At 67.1% G+C, this 14,942-nt stretch carries 15 protein-coding genes; 12 read left to right on the top strand and 3 right to left on the bottom strand.

Features of this window, described 5'->3' with window-relative positions; all coding sequences use genetic code 11:
- Positions 1–8: 8 nt before the first annotated feature.
- Positions 9–1,952: an acetate--CoA ligase gene (gene acs, locus C1932_RS19390; RefSeq protein WP_108763250.1), complete on the bottom strand. Its 1,944-nt coding sequence runs from the start codon at positions 1,950–1,952 to the stop codon at positions 9–11.
- A gap of 244 nt (positions 1,953–2,196) precedes the next feature.
- Here acs and C1932_RS19385 point away from each other — a divergent pair, with 244 nt between their 5' ends.
- The 3 genes from C1932_RS19385 to C1932_RS19375 all read left to right on the top strand — a co-directional run bounded on the left by C1932_RS19385 (position 2,197) and on the right by C1932_RS19375 (position 6,954).
- Positions 2,197–3,618, top strand: a complete 1,422-nt coding sequence (locus C1932_RS19385) for a DcaP family trimeric outer membrane transporter (RefSeq protein ID WP_108754623.1) — start codon at positions 2,197–2,199, stop codon at positions 3,616–3,618.
- 46 nt (positions 3,619–3,664) lie between these two features.
- Positions 3,665–5,329 carry an MFS transporter gene (locus C1932_RS19380; protein WP_108763249.1) on the top strand — a complete coding sequence of 555 codons (1,665 nt, stop codon included), beginning with the start codon at positions 3,665–3,667 and terminating at the stop codon, positions 5,327–5,329.
- Between the two features lie 215 nt (positions 5,330–5,544).
- Complete coding sequence (locus tag C1932_RS19375; protein ID WP_108763248.1) at positions 5,545–6,954, top strand: coniferyl aldehyde dehydrogenase; 1,410 nt, start codon at positions 5,545–5,547, stop codon at positions 6,952–6,954.
- A gap of 112 nt (positions 6,955–7,066) precedes the next feature.
- On the opposite strand, the gene C1932_RS19370 is transcribed toward C1932_RS19375, so the two are convergent.
- On the bottom strand, positions 7,067–7,393 hold the full coding sequence (locus C1932_RS19370) for a hypothetical protein (RefSeq protein WP_108763247.1): 327 nt from the start codon (positions 7,391–7,393) through the stop codon (positions 7,067–7,069).
- A gap of 130 nt (positions 7,394–7,523) precedes the next feature.
- Here C1932_RS19370 and xth point away from each other — a divergent pair, with 130 nt between their 5' ends.
- Positions 7,524–8,291, top strand: coding sequence for an exodeoxyribonuclease III (gene xth, locus C1932_RS19365; RefSeq protein WP_108763246.1), 768 nt, complete (start codon positions 7,524–7,526; stop codon positions 8,289–8,291).
- 79 nt (positions 8,292–8,370) lie between these two features.
- Here the strand turns inward: xth and C1932_RS19360 are convergent, their stop codons facing one another.
- Complete coding sequence (locus C1932_RS19360; protein WP_108754901.1) at positions 8,371–8,622, bottom strand: GlsB/YeaQ/YmgE family stress response membrane protein; 252 nt, start codon at positions 8,620–8,622, stop codon at positions 8,371–8,373.
- Positions 8,623–8,706: 84 nt separating this feature from the next.
- Here C1932_RS19360 and C1932_RS19355 point away from each other — a divergent pair, with 84 nt between their 5' ends.
- The 8 genes from C1932_RS19355 to C1932_RS19320 all read left to right on the top strand — a co-directional run bounded on the left by C1932_RS19355 (position 8,707) and on the right by C1932_RS19320 (position 14,793).
- Positions 8,707–9,306 (top strand): 4'-phosphopantetheinyl transferase superfamily protein, encoded by a 600-nt coding sequence (locus tag C1932_RS19355; RefSeq protein ID WP_108763245.1) that lies wholly within the window; start codon positions 8,707–8,709, stop codon positions 9,304–9,306.
- A gap of 52 nt (positions 9,307–9,358) precedes the next feature.
- Complete coding sequence (gene rsmG, locus C1932_RS19350) at positions 9,359–9,997, top strand: 16S rRNA (guanine(527)-N(7))-methyltransferase RsmG (RefSeq protein ID WP_108754900.1); 639 nt, start codon at positions 9,359–9,361, stop codon at positions 9,995–9,997.
- A 113-nt stretch (positions 9,998–10,110) separates the two neighbouring features.
- Positions 10,111–10,908, top strand: coding sequence for a ParA family protein (locus C1932_RS19345; RefSeq protein WP_108754616.1), 798 nt, complete (start codon positions 10,111–10,113; stop codon positions 10,906–10,908).
- Positions 10,908–11,828, top strand: a complete 921-nt coding sequence (locus tag C1932_RS19340) for a ParB/RepB/Spo0J family partition protein (RefSeq protein ID WP_108751359.1) — start codon at positions 10,908–10,910, stop codon at positions 11,826–11,828. The genes C1932_RS19345 and C1932_RS19340 overlap by 1 nt, the downstream gene beginning before the upstream one ends.
- Positions 11,829–11,898: 70 nt before the next feature.
- Positions 11,899–12,624: a suppressor of fused domain protein gene (locus C1932_RS19335; RefSeq protein WP_108763244.1), complete on the top strand. Its 726-nt coding sequence runs from the start codon at positions 11,899–11,901 to the stop codon at positions 12,622–12,624.
- A 49-nt stretch (positions 12,625–12,673) separates the two neighbouring features.
- Positions 12,674–13,639, top strand: coding sequence for an NAD-dependent epimerase/dehydratase family protein (locus C1932_RS19330; protein WP_108763243.1), 966 nt, complete (start codon positions 12,674–12,676; stop codon positions 13,637–13,639).
- Positions 13,640–13,729: 90 nt separating this feature from the next.
- Positions 13,730–14,452, top strand: a complete 723-nt coding sequence (locus tag C1932_RS19325) for a glycosyltransferase family 2 protein (protein WP_108754613.1) — start codon at positions 13,730–13,732, stop codon at positions 14,450–14,452.
- Positions 14,452–14,793, top strand: coding sequence for a lipid-A-disaccharide synthase N-terminal domain-containing protein (locus C1932_RS19320; protein WP_108757547.1), 342 nt, complete (start codon positions 14,452–14,454; stop codon positions 14,791–14,793). Before C1932_RS19325 ends, C1932_RS19320 begins: the two co-directional genes overlap by 1 nt.
- Positions 14,794–14,942: the final 149 nt, after the last annotated feature.

Here is a 14,942-nt window from a genome sequence, read left to right as displayed (position 1 = left end):
GCGATGCATCAGCGCACCTTGCGCTCGTCCACCAGCGAGGCCACGACCGACGGATCGGCCAGGGTCGAGGTGTCGCCAAGCTGGTCAGGTGCATTCTCGGCGATCTTGCGCAGGATGCGGCGCATGATCTTGCCCGAGCGTGTCTTCGGCAGGCCCGGCGCCCACTGCAGGTGGTCGGGCGTGGCGATGGGGCCGATTTCCTTGCGCACCCACGCCACCAGTTCCTTGTGCAGTTCGTCGCTGGGGGCTTCGTCGGCCACCAGGGTCACGTAGGCATAGATGCCCTGGCCCTTCACGTCGTGCGGGAAGCCGACCACGGCCGCCTCGGCCACCTTCGGGTGCGAGACCAGCGCGCTTTCCACTTCGGCGGTACCGATGCGATGGCCGGACACGTTGATCACATCGTCCACGCGGCCGGTGATCCAGTAGTAGCCATCCTCGTCGCGGCGGCAGCCGTCGCCGGTGAAATAGCTGCCCGGGTAGGTGCGGAAATACGTATCGATGAAGCGCTGGTGGTCGCCATACACCGTGCGCATCTGGCCCGGCCAGGAATCACGGATGATCAGGTTGCCCTCGGTCGGGCCGTCCTGGATCTCACCATCGGCGTTGACCAGCGCCGGCTGCACGCCGAAGAAGGGCAGGGTGGCCGAACCCGGCTTCAGATCCATCGCGCCGGCCAGCGGCGAAATCAGGATGCCGCCGGTTTCGGTCTGCCACCAGGTATCGACGATCGGGCAACGGCTGTCACCCACCACCTCGTAGTACCAGCGCCAGGCTTCCGGGTTGATCGGTTCGCCAACACTGCCAAGCAGGCGCAGCGAGGCACGCGAGGTCTTCTTCACCGGCTCCTCGCCCTCGCGCATCAGCGCACGGATGGCGGTGGGGGCGGTGTAGAAGATCGACACCTTGTGCTTGTCGATCACGTTCCAGAAGCGCGAGGTGTCCGGGTAGTTGGGCACGCCTTCGAACATCAGCGAGGTTGCGCCGTTGGCCAGCGGGCCGTACACGATGTAGCTGTGGCCGGTGACCCAGCCGACGTCGGCGGTGCACCAGTAGATGTCGTCCTCGCGCAGGTCGAACACCGCTTCATGGGTGTAGGCCGCGTACAGCAGGTAGCCGCCGGTGGTGTGCAGCACGCCCTTGGGCTTGCCGGTGGAACCGGAGGTGTAAAGGATGAACAGCGGATCTTCCGCGTTCATACGCTCCGGTTCGCAGGTGGACGGCTGGCTGTCCACCACGTCGTGGAACCAGCGGTCGCGCGGGGCCTGCATGTCCACCGCACCGCCGGTGTGGCGCACCACCAGCACGGTTTCCACCGTGTTGGTGCCCGGCAGCTTCAACGCGGCATCCACGTTGGCCTTCAGCGGCACCTTGCGGCCGCCGCGCAGACCCTCGTCGGCGGTGATGATCAGCTTGCTCTGGCAATCGCTCACCCGGTCGGCAATCGAATTCGGGGCGAAGCCACCGAACACCACCGAGTGGATCGCACCGATGCGCGCGCAGGCCAGCATGGCCACCGCGGCATCGACGATCATCGGCAGGTAGATGGTGACCCGGTCACCCTTCTTGACGCCCAGGTTGCGCAGCGCATTGCCCAGGCGGCAGGTGCGCTCGTACAGCTCGCGATAGGTCACGTGCTGGGCCGGTGCATCCGGGCTGTCCGGTTCGAACAGCAACGCGGTCTTGTCGCCGCGCGTTTCGAGCTGGCGATCCAGGCAGTTCACGCTGGCGTTGAGCTCGCCATCTTCGAACCACTTGATGTGGAAATCAGCCAGGTCGTAGCTGACGTTGCGGATCTTGGTCGGCGCACGCATCCAGTCCAGCCGCTGCGCGGCCTTGCCCCAGAAGGCATCCGGATCGGACACCGACGCCTGGTACTGCTGTTCGTAGGACTTCTTGTCGATGCGTGCCTTGGCGGCGAACTGCGGATCGACGGGGTAGATATCAGCCATGGCACCCTCACTTGCACGTTGACTTTTCATGTGCGGTCGCAGCATCGCAACGACCCTCCGCCACCAGTTTGCCCCATCCACGTGGGGTCGCGTCACCACTGCGCTTAGACCATGGTCGAAAGACCGGCCCGTAGCAGCCCGGCTTCGACCAATGGCGAATACCGCTATACATAAACCCCCCGCAGTCTCGGCTCGACCGTGCCCCACGCGCGGCATCACCTTGCCACTTGGGAGAGAGGGCAACATGAGCCACCGTACGTTGAAAGCCGTGCGCAAACCTTTGGCGGCCTGCTTGCTGGTCGCCCTGGTCGCACCGGGCATGGCGTTTGCAGAAACCGCCAAAGAGAAAGCACTGGAAGCGCGCGTTGCCGAGCTGGAACGCCAGGTCCAGGCGCTGCTGTCATCGCAGCAGCAGCAACAGACCCAGATCGTGCAGACCCAGCAGGCGGTCACCGAAGTCCGCACCGTGCAGGCCGAGCAGAAGCCGGCCGTGCCTGCGGGCAAGCAGCCGATCCAGGTCACCACCATCACCCCCGGCGCGGCGCCGGGCACCACGGTCAAGATCGGCGGCTTCATCAAGGCCGACTTCCTGGCCACCCAGACCGGCGATGGCCAGTTGGCTGACGATGCCACCGGCCGCGCGCTGTACCTGCCGGGCCAGACCCCGGTGGCCGGCGCCGGCGGCAGCGGCAAGCGCTCGGACGTGGATTACAACGCCCACGCCAAGTTCTCGCGCTTCAACATCGGCATCGACAACGTCAGCGAATCGGGCAACAAGTCCGGCGCGCTGTTCGAGATGGATTTCTTCGGCAATTCGCTGGGCAACCAGACCGCCACCAACACCTATGGCGTGACCCTGCGCCATGCGTACATGTACTGGAACAACTGGCTGGCCGGCCAGACCTGGTCCAACTTCATGGACGCCGCAGCGCTGCCTGAAGCGGTCGATTTCGTCGGTCCCACCGACGGTGTGATCTTCGTGCGCCAGGCGCAGGTGCGTTACACCAACGGCGGCTTCAGCGTAGCGCTGGAGAACCCGGAAACCACGACCCTGACCGGCACCCGCAACCCGGTGACCGGGGCTTGGACCAACGCCAGCGCCAACTCCGACCGCGGCAGCCTGCCCGATCTGACCCTGCGTTACGGCTGGAAGGGCGACTGGGGCACCTTCGGCGTGGGTGGCATCGTGCGCCAGCTGAAGGTCGACAACCAGGCCACCGGGGCCAAGGCAGACAAGGTGGGCGGCGGCCTGACCGTGGGCGGCAAGTGGGTGATGGGCGGCAACGATTCGCTGCATTACCAGCTGACCGGTGGTGAAGGCATTGCCCGTTACATCGGTCTGGGTGTGACCGCCGATACCGCTTACGACGTGGCACGTGACGAACTGAACCCGACCGGCGTGCTTGCCGGCTACGTGGGCTGGCGGCATGCGTTCACCCCGAAGCTGCGCACCAACCTGATCTACGCGCGCAGCGACTACGACAACGATGGCAGCCTGGGCCCGCTGGTGACCAAGAGCGTGCAGAGCATCCGCGGCAACATCTTCTACACGCCGATGCCCAAGGTCGATATCGGTGCCGAGTACATGTACGGCGTGCGTGAGATCGAAGACGGGCGCAAGGGCGATATCAACCGCGTGCAGTTCACCACCAAATATAGTTTTTGAATGAGTGCCGACCCTTGGTCGGCACCTACAAAGGGGAAAACGTCTCATGTCCAGTACACCCAGCACCGCGCATAACGCCGCGGGCAGCCTGACCAAAGGCCACAAGAAGGTCATCTTCGCATCGAGCCTCGGCACGGTCTTCGAGTGGTATGACTTCTTCCTGTACGGCTCCCTCGCCGCGATCATCGCCAAGCAGTTCTTCAGTGGTGTGAATGAAACCACCGGCATGATCTTCGCCCTGCTGGCCTTTGCCGCAGGCTTCTTCGTGCGACCGTTCGGCGCGGCATTCTTCGGCAGCCTCGGCGACCGCATCGGCCGCAAGTACACCTTCCTGGTCACCATCCTGATCATGGGCATCTCGACCTTCCTGGTCGGCGTGCTGCCCAACTACGCCTCGATCGGCTTCGCCGCACCGGTGATCCTGATCATCCTGCGCCTGGCCCAGGGCCTGGCCATGGGCGGTGAATACGGCGGTGCCGCCACCTACGTGGCCGAGCACGCGCCGGACGACAAGCGCGGCCTGTACACCAGCTTCATCCAGTGCACCGCCACGCTGGGTCTGTTCATGTCGCTGCTGATCATCCTGGCCTGCCGCTACTTCCTGGGCAACGAAGCCTTCGAAGCCTGGGGCTGGCGCATTCCGTTCCTGGTGTCGATCCTGCTGCTGGGCGTTTCGGTGTGGATCCGCCTGCAGCTGAGCGAATCGCCGTTGTTCCAGCAGATGAAGTCCGAAGGCAAGGGTTCCAAGACCCCGTTCCGTGACAGCCTGAAGGGCGGCAACCTGAAGCTGATGCTGCTGGTGCTGCTGGGTGCCGCGGCCGGCCAGGCCGTGGTCTGGTACGGCGGCCAGTTCTACGCGCTGTTCTTCCTGAGCAGCATGCTGAAGGTCGATGCCACCACCTCTTACCTGCTGATTGCCGCCGCGCTGGCGCTGGGCGTGCCGTTCTTCATCTTCTTCGGCTGGCTGTCCGACCGTATCGGCCGCAAGAAGATCATCCTGGCCGGCTGCCTGCTGGCTGCCGTCACCTACATCCCGATCTTCAAGGGCCTGACCCACTTCGCCAACCCGGCCATCGAAGAAGCCCGCAGCAGCTCGCCGGCCCTGGTGGTTGCCGATCCCAGCACCTGCTCGTTCCAGTTCGATCCGGTCGGCCTGCGCAAGTTCACCAGCTCCTGCGACGTGGCCACCGCCGCGCTGACCAAGGCGGGCGTGCCGTATGACGTGCAGCCGGCCGCGGCCGGTTCGCTGGCCATGGTGAACGTGGGCACGGCCAGTGTGACCTCGTATGAGGCCGCCGGCCTGACCAAGGAAGAAGGCAAGGCCAAGGCCGATGCCTTCGGTGCAGAGCTGAAGGGCGCGCTGACCACCGCCGGCTACCCGGCCAAGGCCGATGGTTCGCGCATCAACTACGCCGGCACGATCTTCATGCTGTGGCTGCTGGTGCTGTACGTGACCATGGTCTACGGCCCGATCGCCGCCTACCTGGTGGAACTGTTCCCGACCCGCATCCGCTACACCTCGATGTCGCTGCCGTACCACATCGGCAACGGCTGGTTCGGTGGCTTCCTGCCGGCCATTTCGTTCGCACTGGTGGCCGGTACCGGCAACCTGTACTACGGCCTGTGGTACCCCATCATCATCGCGCTGATGTCGGTGGTGATCGGCGGCCTGTTCCTGCGTGAGACCAAGGACGTGGATATCACCAAGTAGGAATGATGATAATCGGATAGAGGAGAGGCCGTGGTGCAGACCACGGCCTTTTCGTTTCCCGGTAGCGCCGAGCCATGCTCGGCGACCGCGCAACGCGCGGCACTAAATCCGCAGACGCGAAAAGACAGCGTTCGGCACGCCCGGGGTCAGATCCCTTTCGCTCGCGAAAGGGATCTGACCCCAGTGAATAGCGCGGCAGCCCGTATAGTCGGCCCATGACCACCACCGCCCCGGCCGACCTTCCCGCCCTCCTGCACACCCTGCGCAGCGCCTGGCAGGTCCAGCGCCCTTCGCTGGACCAGCGTGAGGCCGATCTACGCCGCCTGCGCGAAGCACTGAAGGCGCGTCTGGATGAAATGGCTGCGGCCATCGCCGAGGACTTCGGTCACCGCGCCCACGTCGAATCGAAGCTGGCCGATGGCATGAGCGTGCTGTCGGCCATCGACCACCTGCGCCGCCACCTGCGGCGCTGGTCGAAGCCGCGGCGGGTGGGCGCCGGCTGGCGGCTGTGGCCGGCGCGCGCGCAGCTGCGGCCGACGCCGCTGGGGGTGGTCGGGGTGATTTCGCCCTGGAACTACCCGGTCACCCTGGCGCTGGTGCCGCTGGCCACGGCCATCGCGGCGGGCAACCACGTGCTGCTCAAACCGTCCGAACACACGCCGCGCACCAGCGCGTTCCTGGCCGATCTGCTGGCCAGCGTGTTTCCGCCCGATCGCGTGGCGGTGGTGCAGGGCGGTGCGGATGTGGCTGCAGCCGTGTCCTCGCTGGCGCTGGACCATCTGGTGTTCACCGGCTCTACGGCCGTCGGCCGCAAGGTGATGGCGGCGGCGGCCGAGCATCTGGTGCCGCTCACGCTGGAACTGGGTGGCAAATCACCGGCCATCGTCTGCCGCGATTTCCCACTGGACAAAGCCGCCGCGCGGCTGGCCACCGGCAAGTGGTTCAACGCCGGCCAGACCTGCATTGCGCCAGACTATGTGCTGATCGACACCGTGCGCCAGCGCGAGTTCGTGCAGGCGCTGCAGCAGCAAGTGCGTGCGCGCTACGGGGATTTCGCCGATGCCGATGACTACACGCGCATCATCAACGAGGGCCAGTACCAGCGCCTGCAGGGCTATCTGGCGCAGGCCCGCGAGCGCGGCGTGCCGGTCATTCCGTTGGCCCAGGTGGATGCCACGCGCGCCGACCGCGAGCGCCTGCTGGTGCCCACCGTGGTGCTGGACCCGCCGGATGACCTGGACCTGATGCGCGAGGAGATCTTCGGCCCGATCCTGCCGGTGCGGGCCTACCCGGACCTGGATGCGGCGCTGGCCGACGTGCTGTCCCGCGACCGGCCGCTGGCGCTGTACCCCTTCAGCGAGGACCGCGCGACGGTGGAACGCATCCTCGACCAGGTGGTGGCCGGCGGGGTGACGGTGAATGACACGCTGCTGCATTTCGCCGCCGATGGCCTGCCGTTTGGCGGGGTGGGGGCCAGCGGCATGGGCGCGTACCACGGCCGGGCCGGGTTCGATGCCATGAGCAAGCGGCTGCCGGTGCTGTGGCAGTCACGCTGGGCGGCCAGCGACCGGCTGCGGCCGCCGTATTCGAAGATTGCGGGGTTGTTGCGGTTCCTGCTGCGGTGAAGCCACGCATGGCGTGGCTCTACTGGTAGGTGCCAACCTTGGTTGGCACGCGGGGTTGTCGGCAAGCGGCCAGCGCTACCGGGCCGGCATGCGCGGCATCCCGTGGGCGGGATCAGCGCGGAGCCCGGCCTTCCTGAAACCACGCGTAGGCGGCGGCTTCGAGGTCGCCTTCCTTCGCGATTACAGAGCCATCCTCATCCAGCAAGGTATAGCTGCGCTGGTCGCTACCCAATGAGGCACTGCCATCCAAGCCGAGCAACAGCGTGTACATCACGTCTCTGGTGAAGGTCCCGAGCAGATCCTGCAGTTGCACAGTCTGCTCTGAGGTAAGGCCCATTGCCGTGATCCTTGCCTCGCACTCAGTGCCCGGCATCCAGGCATCTGACAGAAGCTTTTCCTTTTCCGCGTGCCAATTGGCCACGAATGCGTCTGCGTCCAAGGTGATTCCATGCGATCCAAAGGGCGTCCCGGATTGTACGGGAGGGGGGGGCAGCCGTCAGCGAGCTGACGGCCCGTTGCCGGCCAGCGGACGGCACGCCCGGGCCGATCCACCCGGGTAGAATGCCCCCATGAAAATCGCCTCGTGGAACGTCAATTCGCTCAATGTCCGCCTGCCGCACCTGGAGCAGTGGCTCAAGGACTTCGGCCCGGACATCGTCGGTATCCAGGAAACCAAGCTGGAGGACCACAAGTTTCCCGATGCGGCGCTGATCGCCGCCGGCTACCGCAGCGTGTTCGCCGGCCAGAAGACTTACAACGGCGTGGCCCTGCTGTCGCGTGAGCCGGCGCAGGACGTGCAGATCGGCATCCCCGGCTTCGAGGACGAGCAGAAGCGTGTCATCGCCGGCACCTTCGGCGATCTGCGGGTGATCAACCTGTACGTGGTCAACGGCCAGGACATCGGCACCGACAAGTACGACTACAAGCTGCGCTGGCTGGAGGCGGTGCATGCCTGGATCGCGCAGGAACTGCAGCGCCACCCGAAGCTGATCGTGATGGGCGATTTCAACATCGCCCCGGACGCACGCGACGTGCACGACCCGGAGGTGTGGAACGAAAACCACATCCTGACCTCCACCGCCGAGCGCGGCGCGCTGAACAAGCTGCTGCAGCTGGGCCTGCACGATGGCTTCCGCCTGCACAACGACGAGGCCGGTGTGTTCAGCTGGTGGGATTATCGTGCGGCCGGTTTCCGCCGCAACCTGGGCCTGCGCATCGACCTGACCCTGGTGTCCGATGCGCTGAAGGGCAGTGCGGTGGCCGCGGGCATCGACCGCGAGCCGCGTACCTGGGAACGCCCCAGCGACCATGCCCCGGCATGGGTGGAATTGGGTTGAAGCGGTAGCGCCGGGCCATGCCCGGCGAGCGAAGCGGCGGCAGGGAGACGCCGGGCATGGCCCGGCGCTACCCCTCGGATCACCGTATGCTCTTGCGGGTGAACAGGTTGACGATGGCCAGCAGGATCACCGCGCCGATCAGCGAGAACAGGAACGTGCGGATCGTAATCGCTTCGTTGATGCCGCCGCCGAACAACCAGCCGGCAATCAGCGCGCCGACGATGCCGACCACGATGTTGAGGATGATGCCCTGCTGGGCGTCGCGTCGCATGATGATGCTGGCCAGCCAGCCCACCACGCCGCCCACGATCAGCCAGATGATGATGCCCATGTACGTGACCTCCGGAAGGGAACGCGCCCAGTTGACGCGCAGCGCCGTGAACCCGTCGTGCAATCCCGTGACGGGGGCGTGCGGATGAGCCTGCCGGCCACCCTGGACGGCCCCTGGCGGTTCGGCCCGGTCACCGTCTGGCGGCGCCCGCATGTGCCCGGCCAGCGGGGCGAGCCGCAGGCGCGGCAGGTGCTGGCGCAGGCGCTGGGGGGCGAACCGGAGGCGTTGCCGCTGGTGCGTGATGACAAGGGCCGGCCCGAGCTGGCCGGTGCGCTGGCCCACTACGGCACCGGCTGGAGCCACAGCGGCGAGGTGCTGCTGGTGGCGCTGGGCGAGGGCGTGCGCCTGGGGGTGGACCTGGAACTGCTGCGCCCACGCCCGCGGCTGCTGGAAATCGTGCAGCGCTTCTTCCACCCCGACGAGGTGGCCTGGCTGGAAGGGTTGTCCGTGGCCGAGCGCGAGCACTGGTTCTTCCGCGTCTGGTGCGCCAAGGAGGCGATCCTGAAGGCGCACGGGCAGGGCATTTCCTTCGGCCTGCACCGCCTGCGCCTGGCCCCCGGCCGCGATGGCGCGCTGCACCTGCTGGCCTGCGACGCCGAACTGGGCCAGGCCGAGCGCTGGCACCTGCACGAATGGCAGGCCAGCGGCCAGTTCCGCGCCGCGTTGGCCTGGCATGCCGATTGATGCCGCGCACCGAAGCGGCGAACCGGCGGGCAAAACCGGCGATAATGGCGGCATGAGCGAACATGATCTTCCCGCCGGCGTGGTTGCCACGCTGGAACAGGGCCTGGCCAGCATGGGCCTGGCGGCCGACCTGGCGCCGCCGCTGCTGCGCTACCTGGCCCTGCTACACCGCTGGAACGGCACCTACAACCTGACCGCCATCCGCGACCCGCAGGAGATGGTCACCCGCCACCTGCTCGATTCGCTGGCCATGCAGCCGTTCGTGGCCGATGGCAGCCTGGCCGACCTGGGCACCGGCCCCGGCCTGCCCGGCATCCCGCTGGCCATCGCCTGCCCGGGCCTGCAGGTCACCCTGGTGGAAAGCAACGGCAAGAAGGCGCGCTTCATGCGAGAAGCCGTGCGCCAGCTGGGCCTGGCCAATGCCCGCGTGGCCGAGTCGCGCGCCGAGGCACTGGACGAGGCCGGCGCCTACGACCAGCTGACCGCGCGCGCCATGGACACCCTGGCCGGCATCGTCCGCGTGGGCGGCCACCTGCTGCGCCCCGGCGGCGTGCTGCTGGCCATGAAGGGGGTCTACCCGCATGACGAGATCGCCGCACTGCCGGCCGGCTGGCAGGTGCGCGAGGTGACCCCGCTGAGCGTGCCCGGCCTGGCCGGCGAACGCCATCTGGTCACCGTTACCGGCCCTTGAACCCGCTCGTCGACCCCTTGTGCAACAACGGGTTGGCGATCCACGGTTTCCGCCCGGGGCCGGTTGTACGCATAATGACCTGTCCCAACCATCCGTCGACGAGGCACACCTGCATGGCCCGCATCATCGCCATCGCCAACCAGAAGGGTGGCGTCGGCAAGACCACGACCGCCGTCAACCTGGCCGCTTCCCTGGCCAACGCACCCAAGCGGGTGCTGCTGGTCGACCTCGATTCGCAGGGCAATGCGACCATGGGCAGCGGCGTGGACAAGCGCGAACTGGTCGCCTCCACCTACGATCTGCTGCTGGGTGAAGCCAACGCCGCCGATGTGCGCGTGGCCACCGCCGAAGGCTACGACCTGCTGCCGGGCAACATCGACCTGACCGCAGCCGAGATCCAGCTGATGGCACAGGAAGCGCGCGAGCAGCGCCTGAAGCGCGCACTGGCGCCGATCCGCGATGAGTACGACTACATCCTGATCGACTGCCCGCCGGCGCTGTCGCTGCTCACGCTGAACGCACTGGCCGCCGCCGATTCGGTGATCGTGCCGATGCAGTGTGAGTACTACGCACTGGAAGGCCTGAGTGCGCTGGTGGAAACCATCGAAGCGCTGCGTGCCAACCTGAACCCTGCGCTGGAGATCGAAGGCGTGCTGCGCACCATGTTCGACGTGCGCAACAACCTGGCCAACGCGGTGTCGGCCGAACTGACCGAACACTTCGGTGATCGTGTGTTCCGCACCATCGTGCCGCGCAACGTGCGCCTGGCCGAAGCCCCCAGCCATGGCCAGAGCATCGTCGGCTACGACCGTGCCTCGCGCGGTGGCGTGGCCTACCTGGGCCTGGCCGGCGAGATCATCCGTCGCAACAACGAACGCAACAAGGCCGCCAAGGCCGTGGAGACCGCCTGATGACCAGCAAGCCTGCAGCCAAGAAGCGAGGCCTCGGCCGCGGCCTGGACGCCCTGCTGGGTCCGAAGGGCGCGGTCAGCCAGGTGCAGGCCACCACTGCTGTCATCGAGCCGCTGCCGGGTGAAGTGCTGCGCAAGCTGGCCGTGGGCCAGCTGCAGCCGGGCAAGTACCAGCCGCGCCGCGAGATGGACGAAGGCAAGCTCTCCGAGCTGGCCGATTCGATCAAGTCCCAGGGCGTGATCCAGCCGATCCTGGTGCGCCAGCTGCCGGCCGGCAACTACGAAATCGTGGCCGGCGAACGCCGCTGGCGCGCTTCGCAGCTGGCCGGGCTGGACGAAGTGCCGGTGGTGGTGCGCGAGCTGGAAGACCGCACCGTCATCGCGATGGCGCTGATCGAGAACATCCAGCGCGAAGACCTGAACCCGCTGGAAGAAGCCGAAGCGCTGCAGCGCCTCATCAGCGAGTTCACCCTGACCCACGCCGAGGCCGCCGAAGCGGTGGGCCGCTCGCGCGCGGCGGTGTCCAACCTGCTGCGCCTGCTGGAACTGCCGGTGGCGATCCGCCTGCTGCTGGAAACCCGCCGTCTGGAAATGGGCCACGCCCGCGCGCTGCTGACCCTGGCCCCGGAACTGGCCGGCAAGCTGGCCCAGGAAGCGGCCGACGAAGGTTGGTCGGTGCGCGAGGTCGAGCGCCGCGCGCAGGCCTTCGCCGCCGGCAAGGTGCCCAGCAACCGCCCGGTGGCCACGCCGAAGGTGCAGCAGGCCGACATCGCGTCGCTGGAAACCGAACTGTCCGAATCGCTGGGCACCAAGGTGGCCATCAATCACGGCCGCGGCGGCAAGGGCAAGCTGATCATCCACTACACCGACCTGGATACCCTGGACGGCGTGCTGGAAAAGCTGCGTACGCGCCAGGGCTGAGCCCGGCCGGGTTTCTGCCCCGCGCACGGCGCGCCTGCGCCGTGCCCCGGGGCCTGACAGGGAACCGTGCATGAGCAACGACTTCGACGATGTCAGCCCCGGTGGCAGCCGCATGCACCTGCACCGCCGCGACACCGTGCATTCGCCTGCACAGGGCCAACCGCACACGGCGCAGATCCGTGCCTACATCGAGCGCCACCTGGGGCCGGTAGCGGGCGCGTTCGACGATGCGCTGCCCGATACGGTGCGCGTGCTGGTGCATGTGGTACCGCCCACCGCCGACCGTGCCTGGCTGCAGCTGGTCACCTCGGGCATGAGCGATCTGCCGATGAACCTGCCGCCGGGCGTGGACGTTCCGCATTTCGCCGAACTGATGCTGACCCTGCCGGCCCACTGGCCGCTGGATGCGCAATCGCTGCAGGACGAGTGCTTCTACTGGCCGGTGCGCCTGCTGCAGACGCTGGCACGCCTGCCGCATCTGTATGACACCTGGCTGGCACCCGGGCACACCGTGCCGCATGGCAATCCGGCCGAACCCTACGCGGCCGACGTGCGGTTCGACGGGGCCATGGTGGTGTATCCGGCTTCGGTGCCGCCGGCCTTTGGCGAACTGCTGGACGATGATGGCCGCACGATCGCCTTCCGCGCGGTGCTGCCGCTGTACCCCGAAGAGATGGCGTTGAAGCTGCAGGAGGGGGCCGATGAACTGCTCGAACGCCTGCAGGCCAAGGGCATCGATGACCGCATCGACACCGGCCGCTTCAACGTGGCGCGGCCACGGCTGGGCCTGTCCTGAGCCAGGCGGGTAACATCTGTGCTGCATTCCTGCGCGTAGAGCCCCCGCCATGACCCTCCTGCTCACCGGCGCTGCCGGCTTCATCGGTGCCTACACCGCCCGCGCCCTGCTGGAGCAGGGCCAGGCCGTGGTTGGCCTGGACAACTTCAACGATTACTACGACCCGCAGATCAAGCGCGACCGCGTGGCCGCGCTGTGCCCCACGCTGGACCTGCGCACGCTGGACCTGACCGACCGCGAAGGCCTGGCCGCGCTGTTCGACGAAGTGCAGCCCAGCGCGGTGATCCACCTGGCCGCGCAGGCCGGCGTGCGCTATTCGCTGGAAAACCCGCATGCCTACGTCGACAGCAACCTGACCGGTTTCGTCAACATGCTGGAACTGTGCCGCCACCGCGGCGTGCAGCACCTGGTGTACGCCTCCAGCAGCTCGGTGTACGGCGATTCGGCCACGCCGCCGTTCTCCGAAGACCAGCGCGTGGACCAGCCGCGCTCGCTGTACGCGGCCACCAAGGCCGCCAACGAGCTGATGGCCTACACCTACGCGCAGCTGTATGGCCTGCATGCCACCGGCCTGCGCTTCTTCACCGTGTATGGCCCGTGGGGCCGCCCGGACATGGCGCCGCTGCTGTTCTCGCGCGCGGTCCTGGCCGGTCGTCCCATCGACGTGTTCAACGAAGGGCGCATGCAGCGTGACTTCACACATGTTTCCGACATCGTGGCCGGTATCCTCGGCGCCCTCGCGCACCCGTCCACCGAGCCGGTGCCGCACCGCGTGTTCAACCTGGGCAACCACACCCCGGTCGAGCTGGAACGCTTCATCGGCGTGATCGAACAGGCGGCCGGGCGCCCGGCGCAGAAGGTCTACAAGCCCATGCAGCCCGGCGACATGGTGCGGACCATGGCCGATACCCGGCGTGCTCATGACGCATTCGGCTTCGACGCGGCCACCCCGATCGAACAGGGGCTGCCGCCGGTGGTGCAGTGGTGCCGCGAGTACTTTGGCGATCGCGCCTGAGGACGGTTCCTCACGCAGCCGGGTTCATCTTCGGATAACCTCGGCTGCGGACAATGCGCGGTCTTTGTTTCCCTCTTGGCCGAGTGCCCCATGAGCCAACCTGAGCTTTCCGTTGTCGTTCCGGTGTTCAACGAGCGCGACAATGTCGCCCCGCTGGTGGCCGAGATCACCGCCGCCCTGCGCGGCCATCTGCCGTTCGAGATCGTCTACATCGACGACCATTCGCGCGACGACACCCTGGCCGTGCTGCAGGGTCTGAAGGCCACCACCCCGGAACTGCGGGTGCTGCACCATGTCAGCCAGAGCGGGCAGAGCACCGCCGTGCGCACCGGGGTCAAGCACGCGCGCGCGCCGTGGATCGCCACCCTCGATGGTGATGGCCAGAACGATCCGGCCGATATTCCCAAGCTGCTGGCCGCCCGCGCCGCCGCCGATGCGCAGGTAAAGCTGTTCGCCGGCTGGCGGGTGAACCGCCAGGACAGCGGCAGCAAGCGCTGGGCCAGCCGCTGGGCCAATGCGATCCGTGCGCGCATGCTGCGCGACGACACCCCCGATACCGGCTGCGGCATCAAGCTGTTCGAACGCGCCGCCTTCCTCGACCTGCCGTACTTCGACCACATGCACCGCTACCTGCCGGCGCTGATGCAGCGGGCCGGCTGGAAGACCACCAGCGTGCCGGTGAACCATCGCCATCGCACCGCCGGGGTTTCCAAGTACAACAACCTGGGCCGCGCGCTGGTCGGCATCCGCGACCTGCGCGGCGTGGCGTGGCTGATCACCCGCAGCAAGCGCACTGCGGTGGAGGAGCGTTGATGGAGCTGCACTGGCTGGACCAACCGCTGACCTGGCTGTACTGGACCGGCCTGCACGTGACCGGCTGGAAGCTGATCGGCTACACCGGCGCGCTGATGTTCGGTGGCCGCTGGCTGGTGCAGTTCGTGGCCTCCAAGCGGGCGGGCAAGCCGGTCATCCCGCGCCTGTTCTGGTACATGAGCGTGGTCGGCAGCCTGATGACGCTCAGCTACTTCCTGTTCTCGGCCAAGCAGGATTCGGTGGGCGTGCTGCAGAACCTGTTCCCGGCGTTCACCGCGCTGTACAGCCTGCACCTGGACATCAAGCACCGCGGCTGGAAGCGCGACAAAGCCAGCCATTGAGGGCCGGGGTCGGATCCCTTTCCGCAGGAACGGGCTCTGACCCCCGTCCGGATCCCCGGCGCATCCACGCATGGCGTGGATCTACTCATGAGGCAGGACCTTCGTCCCATGCCTGCGCGGGGCTGGCGGTGCGATCATCGGGGTCTGCC

The organism is Stenotrophomonas sp. YAU14D1_LEIMI4_1, assembly GCF_003086815.1.
In the GTDB taxonomy this organism is placed as follows: domain Bacteria; phylum Pseudomonadota; class Gammaproteobacteria; order Xanthomonadales; family Xanthomonadaceae; genus Stenotrophomonas.
This window is presented reverse-complemented; position numbering and strand designations above follow the sequence as displayed.